Raw genomic sequence first — 6,829 nt, 5'->3', positions numbered from 1 at the left:
GTCGCGCACCGTGGCCCCGAGCACCGCGCCGCGGCCCACGCCGAGCGCGAGCCCCACCCGCCCCGCGCCCAGCCCGACGCCGACCCCGTCGACTGGCACCGGAGGGTGCGGTGAGGTGTCGCGAAAGCTGGTGCCCTCCTGCGGCGCCTGGTGGGGGATGTACGCGCCGGCCGGCGCCGGCGACGGCTGGGACCACGGTGCCGCCGTGGCCGAGGTGGAGGCCAAGGTGGGGCGGAAGTTCGACGTGGTGCACCGCTACCACGACTTCTCCAACAGTGGCAGCAACGGCGCCTTCCCCGACGCCTACGAGCAGCGGCAGATGAGCGAGGGGCGGTTGATGTTCTTCGCCTGGGAGTCGCGGATCTTCTCGTCCGGCACCGTGCTGACCTGGCGGGACGTCTACAGTGGCCGGCACGACGCGACCATCGACGCGGTCGCCGGGCGGATCCGGGCCACGGGTGTGCCGGTTTTCATGGGCTTCGACCACGAGCCGGAGGACGAGCCGGCCAAGGGCAGCGACGCCGACTTCGTCCGCGCCTGGCGGTACGTGCACGACCGGTTCGCCGCGGCCGGCGCCGACAACGCGGTCTGGGTCTGGACGATGATGGGTTGGTCCGGTCACCACGACCGGTACGCCGGCCTGTACCCCGGCGATTCGTACGTCGACTGGGTGGCCTACGACCCGTACAACTTCCACGTCTGCAACGGCAGCACGGTGTGGAAGAGCCCGGCCACCACCGTCGGCGGCTTCTACCGCTGGCTCGACGAGCACCGGATCGGCGTGGGCAAGCCCCGGATGCTCGCCGAGTTCGGCACCAACTTCAACGCGGCCGACCCGGACGCCAAGCGGCGCTGGTTCGAGGAGTTCCCGGCGGCGCTGAAGGCGCACCCGACGATCAAGGCGGCGATCTACTTCAACTCCGCGGGGATGACGCGCCGGTCGAGCACCTGTGACATGACGATGGACCACGATCCCTCGGCGGTGGCCGGTTTCGCCCGGGCCGGGCAGGACGGCTACCTGCGGCAGCCCACCGGAGGGAGCCGCTGACGCCACGTGGTCGCCGAATGACGGCGGGTAACAGGGTCCGAGTCGGACATCCGACTCCGAACGGCGCTGTCGTCTTGCGGATGCAGTGACCGCCCAATCGGCGGATATCGCCACCCAAGGTGGGCGAGGCACGCTACGCGGGTTCTCATCCACCTTGGAGGCGCAGCGTGCCCGAACTCTCCCTCTCTTGGCGGCGATCCGCCGGACTCCGCACCCGGGCGGCGGTGGTCGCGCTGGTGACCGTCGCCGCGGTGCTGGCCGTGCCCACGACGACCTCCGCCGCCGTGGTGCCGGCCCCCGAACCGGCGACCCTGGTCTCGGCGAACCCCGCCGACACCACCCCGCACGCCAAGGACGGGGAGACCCGCGCCTTCGCGCAGGTCGGCACCACCGTGTACGTCGGCGGCAGCTTCACCCAGATCCGGCAGACCGCCAGCGCGGCCTGGACCACCCAGCGCTACCTCTTCGGGTACGACCGGGCCACCGGGACGATCTCGACCAGCTTCCTGCCGGTGCTCGACGGGGCGGTCAACACGCTGGTCGCGGGGCCGGGCGGCACGCTGATCGTGGGCGGCGCCTTCAAGACCGTCAACGGCGTCTCCCGCAAGAACCTGGTGGCGCTCAACCCGACCACCGGCGCGATCGTCGACAGCTGGGTCGGCCGCTCCGACGGCGGCACCGTCCGGGACCTGGTGCTGCACGGCAACTGGCTCTACGTCGCCGGCGCGTTCAACTGGCTCAACGGCACCGCGCACGCCGGCCTCGGCCGGCTCAACGCCACCACCGGCGCGATCGACCCGACGTTCAACGTCAACGCCACCGTCGGGCGGCACACCACGACCTCGTACGTCTGGACCATCGACGTCTCCCCGGACGGCGGCACCCTGGCCGTCGGCGGCAACTTCATGTACGTCAACGACCTGCCGCGCAACCAGATGGCGCTGGTCGGCCTCACCGGCACGCCGGCCGTGCTGAACTGGAGCACCGAGAAGTTCGTTCCGCCGTGCGCGGCCCCGGCGACCTTCGTGCACTACGTGCAGGACGTCAAGTTCGGCGGTGACGGCAGCTGGTTCGTCGTCGGCACGAACGGCGGCGGGGGCTGGCCGGCCGCGTACTGCGACGCGCTGGTCCGTTTCGAGACCGCCGACCGGGGCAGCGGCCTGCTCGCCACCTGGGTGGACTTCACCGGCAACGACACCATCACCTCCGTCGAGGTCGCCGACAACGTCATCTACCTCGGCGGGCACTTCCGCTGGCTGAACAACCCGAACGCCAGCGACCAGGCCGGCGCCGGCGCGATCGACCGGCTCGGGATCGCCGCGGTCACCCCGGCCACCGGCATGCCGGTCAACTGGAACCCGCGCCGCAGCGGCAGCGCCTCGATGCCGGTCGGCACCAGCAACTGGGGCTCCTCGGTGCCGGTGCTCTGGCGCGGCAGCGACGGCCTGTACTTCGGGCACAACTCCGACGGCATGGGCAACGAGTACCACGGCCGGCTCGGCATGTTCCCGCTCTCCGGCGGGCGCGTGATCACCCCGAAGAACGCGCCGACGGCGACCAGCGGCAACCTCTACCTCGGCACGGGCGCCGGGGAACTGGCCAAGGTCCCGTTCGACGGCGCGGCGCTCGGCGCCCCGGCCACGGTCAGCCAGCCCAACTACACCGGAGCCGGCGCGACCTGGCGGGTGGACGACCGGATCTACTGGTCGCACACGGTCGCCGGCACCCCCACCGGCAGCCGGATCGACATCTCGCTGTTCAACGGCGGCGCGATCGGCGCCCCGTGGGAGGCGTCCGGCTACAACGACTGGTTCAACCCGGCGGCGATGACCGGCGCGTTCTACCTCGACGGCCGCCTCTACTACACCCGCACCGGCGCCGCCGGCCTCTACTACCGCTACTTCGAGATCGACGGCAACTACCTCGGCGCCACCGAGTTCACCCTGCCGACGACCGGCGTCACCTGGTCGACCGTGCGGGGCATGGCCTGGGTCGCCGGCAGGATCGTCTACGGCGCCACCGACGGCGCGCTGCGCAGCGTGCCGTTCGACCCGACCGCCGCCCCGGCCGCCGTGGTCAACGGGGCGGCGGCTACGGTGATCGCCCCGGCGGCCCCCGGACTGACCTGGTCCACCCCGTCGACGTTCTTCTCCGTGCAGTGACGGACGACTGTTCGTAACCGAACATCGGTAGATTGTTCACGTTGGGCCGGCGACGGATCCACTGTCGCCGGCCCCACGGACGTGGGGGAGGATCGTTGGTCGGCATCCGCCGGGGGCTCGCGGTGCGGGCCGTCTTCGCGGTCAAACGCGGCTGGTACCGGCTGCGCTATCCCGGGCTGACGCTCGGCCGGGGCGTGGAGATCCGCGGCCGGGTCCGGCTGCGCCGGGGCGTACGGGTGAGCATCGGTGACCGCACCCGGCTGAACAAGCTGGTCCGGTTCGCCGGCCCCGGCGAGGTGCGGGTCGGCGCCGACTGCCTGCTCAACGCGACCTGGATCGGCACCTGGACCTCGGTCACCATCGGCGACCGGTGCCTGCTGTCGGACTGCGAGCTGCTGGACAACGACTTCCACAACCTGCCGCCCGAGCAGCGGCACGACCCGCCCACCCCGGCCAGCCGCGCTCCGATCACCATCGAGGAGAACGTGTGGATCGGGGCGCACGCGCTGGTGATGAAGGGCGTGCGGATCGGCCGGGACAGTGTCGTGGGCGCCGCGACGGTGGTCCGTACGGACGTGCCACCACGGGTCGTGGTCGTCGGAAATCCACAACAGACGGTGAAGAAGTTCCATGACTGACGCTCCTCCCGGCTCCTGGCCCACCGACTCCGCCCCCAACGGGCGCACGCCGGGCCGCACCGTTACCCTCACCGACCTGCTGCGCGTACCGCTGCACCGCATCCGCCTGGTGGCCGCGGTCGCCGCGCTCGGGCTGCTCGCCGCCCTCGGATACGTGCTCCTCGTCCCGGCCGCGGTGACCGCCAGCGCGGTGGTCGCGGTCCGGCCGGTGGTCACCGACGCCTTCACCCCCAGCGGGGCGAACGCCGAACGGGCCGTGAACATGAACGTGGAGAGCGGCATCGCCACCGGCACCGAGGTGGTGCAGCGGCTGGCCGAGGCCGGTGGGACGGATCCGCGCGAGGTGCGCGACGCCCTCGAGGTGGAGGTGCCCACCGGCGGCCAGATCCTGCGCTTCGTCTACCGGGCGTCCACCGCGCAGCAGGCGGTGGACGGCGTCAACCTCGCCGCCCGGGCCTACCTCGACGTGCGCCGCACCATGTACGAGAAGCAGCGGGAGGAGATGCTGCGCTCCTACGACGCCAGCATCAACAAGGTCGCCGCCCAGCAGGTCGGCCTGCAGAAGCGGATCGCTAGCGCCCGCGAGGGCGCCGTCGACGGGGTGGTGGCCGAGCTCGCCGGGGTGAACAACCAGCTCACCCAGCTCAACTCGGCGCGTACCGAGATCGCCGCGGTCGACGTCAATCCCGGCTGGGTCACCCAGACCGCCGAGCGGGCCCTGGCCTCCTCGGCCGGGAACCGGCCGCTCTACCTGCTGGCCGGGCTGCTCGGCGGGGCGCTGCTCGGCGTGGTGCTGGCGTACGCCTGGGAGTCGGTGGACCGCCGGATCCGCTCGGTCGACGACGGCCGGGACGCCACCGGCCTGCCGCTGCTCGGCACCGTCCGCCGGCGACGGTTCCGCGGCCGCAAGGAGGCGGTCGACGCCGACATCCGCTACGTGGCGATGGCCATCGCCGAGCGGGTGCGGCAGCCCGCCCGGGTGTCGCTGCTGACCGCGCGGGAGGAGGATCCGACCGCCATCACCGCCGGCCTGGCGGTGGCCCTGGCCGCCGTCGGCCGGGAGGTCTTCGTCGCCGACGACAGCGGCCGCGCCGACCGGCTGCGCGGCACCGTGCTGGCCGACAAGGAACGGCTGCCCGCCTCCGCCGACCCGGCCCGCCCGGTCGTCCCCAAGCCCCGGCCGGCGGGATCCGTGACGGGCTCCGGCGGTGGCGCCACGGACCAGTCCGCGCCGCGCCGCCCGTCACCGCATCCGCCCGGCGCGCGCCCGTCCACCGACCCGGACGCCACCCTGACCCTGCCCCGGGTCGCCTCCGTCGCCGCCGAGAACGGTCGGGTCCAGAGCGCCGACGAGGTGACGGTCGGCGCGGGCAGCGTCCGGTTCGGCACCTGGCGGCAGGGCGCCGACCACGGCCTGGTGCTGTTCAACGCCCCGCCCGCGGAGTCCGATGAGCGCGGGGTCGCGGTGGCCCGGCAGGGCACCGCGGTGGTGGTCATCGAGCGGGACCGGACCCGCCAGGGTGACCTGCGCCGGCTGGTGGAGCGGCTGCGCGCCGCCGGGGTCACCCCGCTGGGTTTCGTGCTCACCCGCAGCGGCCGGGGCTGACCGGTGCCGGTCACCCGCGCGCCAGCCACGAGTGAGCCCGCCGGCCGCCCGGGCGGCGTCGACCCGTCGCCACCGCCCGCGCCGGCGCCGCCCCGGCTGCCGCTCTGGCCGCTCGCGGCGATGTTCGGTCTGGTGCCGCTGTGGTGGCTGGCGGGCGCGTTCTACCTCGGCTGGCCGTTGCTCGGCGCGCTGCTGTTCGCGCTGCTGGTCATCCGGGGGCGGGTGCCGCTGCCCCCGGCCGCCGGCATCTGGCTGCTCTTCCTGGCCGCCGTGGTGGTCAGCGCCACCCAGTTGCAGACGCCGGTCTCGCTGCTGACCTTCGCCCTACGGCTGGCGTTCTACGTCACCGCGCTGGTGGTCGGCGTCTACGTCTACGCCGTCGCCCGGGAACGCCCCGACCAGGCCGCGGTGCTCGTCCCGCTCTGCGCGTTCTGGTTCGGGCTGGTCGCCCTCGGCTGGCTGGGTGTGCTGGCGCCGCGGCTCGCGCTGACCACCCCGCTGGAGGTGCTGCTCCCCGGCGGGGTCGCCCGCACCCCGTTCATCCATGACATGGTCCACCTGACCACCGCGGAGTTCAGCGCCCGGTCGTTGAACCCCATCTACCGGCCGGCGGCGCCGTTCGCGTACACCAACAACTACGGCAGCGCGTACGCGATGACGCTGCCCTGCGTGGTCGCGTTCACCATGCTGCGCCGGCGCGGCCTGCTGCGCTGGGCGCTGCTGGTGTCACTGCCGCTGTCGCTGGCGCCGGCGTTCCTCACCCTGAACCGGGCGATGTTCCTCAGCATCGGCGCCGGGCTGGCGGTGCTCGGCGTCCGGGCCGCCCTGCGCGGCAATGTGCGGGTGGCCGCGTCCATCGTCGGGGTGGTGGTCATCGGCGGGCTGGCCACCCTGTTCATCCCGATCACGGAGCTGATCGGCAACCGCGTCGAGTCCAGCGACACGAACACCGACCGGCTCTCCCTCTACGCGGAGGTGATCCGCCGGGTGCGGGAGTCGCCGTGGCTCGGCTACGGCGCGCCGGTCAACGTGGACACCGTCTCGGCCGAGGCGCCGATCGGTACCCAGGGGCAGCTCTGGATGGTGCTGTTCAGCCACGGCGTGCCGGCGCTGCTCTGCTTCGTCGCCTGGTTCGTGGTCGCCGCGCTGGTCTGCGCCCGGGCAACCTCGGCCGCCGGCCAGTGGCTCGCCGTGGTGCCGGTGATTTGCCTGGTGCAGATCCCCTTCTACGGCATGGCCAACCAGAACCTGGCGGTCGCCTTCTTCGCCGTCGCCTTCGCGATGGCGTTGAGCGAGCGGGAGGCGGCGGCCCGGCTCCGGCATCCGCCGCGCCCCACCCCGATCCCGGCGGCGGTGCCCGCATGACCGCCGCCAC

5 protein-coding genes are annotated in these 6,829 nt (G+C 73.1%); all 5 read left to right on the top strand.

The annotated features are described in order from the left end of the window. The first annotated feature begins 115 nt into the window (after nt 1-115). The 5 genes from NCC78_RS25380 (at nt 116) to NCC78_RS25360 (ending at nt 6,819) form a co-directional block, all read left to right on the top strand. Nucleotides 116-1,048: a glycoside hydrolase family 26 protein gene (locus NCC78_RS25380; RefSeq protein ID WP_250797563.1), complete on the top strand. Its 933-nt coding sequence runs from the start codon at nt 116-118 to the stop codon at nt 1,046-1,048. A 224-nt stretch (nt 1,049-1,272) separates the two neighbouring features. Continuing rightward, nucleotides 1,273-3,210, top strand: coding sequence for a hypothetical protein (locus tag NCC78_RS25375; RefSeq protein ID WP_372495202.1), 1,938 nt, complete (start codon nt 1,273-1,275; stop codon nt 3,208-3,210). Nucleotides 3,211-3,305: 95 nt separating this feature from the next. Beyond that, nucleotides 3,306-3,848, top strand: a complete 543-nt coding sequence (locus NCC78_RS25370; RefSeq protein ID WP_250797559.1) for an acyltransferase — start codon at nt 3,306-3,308, stop codon at nt 3,846-3,848. Continuing rightward, entirely contained in the window at nt 3,841-5,454 is a 1,614-nt protein-coding gene (locus NCC78_RS25365; RefSeq protein ID WP_250797557.1) for a lipopolysaccharide biosynthesis protein, read from the top strand. The genes NCC78_RS25370 and NCC78_RS25365 overlap by 8 nt, the downstream gene beginning before the upstream one ends. A 3-nt stretch (nt 5,455-5,457) precedes the next feature. Further along, the gene (locus NCC78_RS25360) at nt 5,458-6,819 is read left to right on the top strand and encodes an O-antigen ligase family protein (protein ID WP_372495201.1); all 1,362 of its coding nucleotides are present in this window, start codon (nt 5,458-5,460) and stop codon (nt 6,817-6,819) included. Nucleotides 6,820-6,829: the final 10 nt, after the last annotated feature.

It is taken from the genome of Micromonospora phytophila (assembly GCF_023656545.1).
In the GTDB taxonomy this organism is placed as follows: Bacteria; Actinomycetota; Actinomycetes; order Mycobacteriales; family Micromonosporaceae; genus Micromonospora; species Micromonospora phytophila.
Note: the sequence above shows the minus strand (reverse complement) of the source record. Positions and strands in the feature narration are given on the sequence as shown.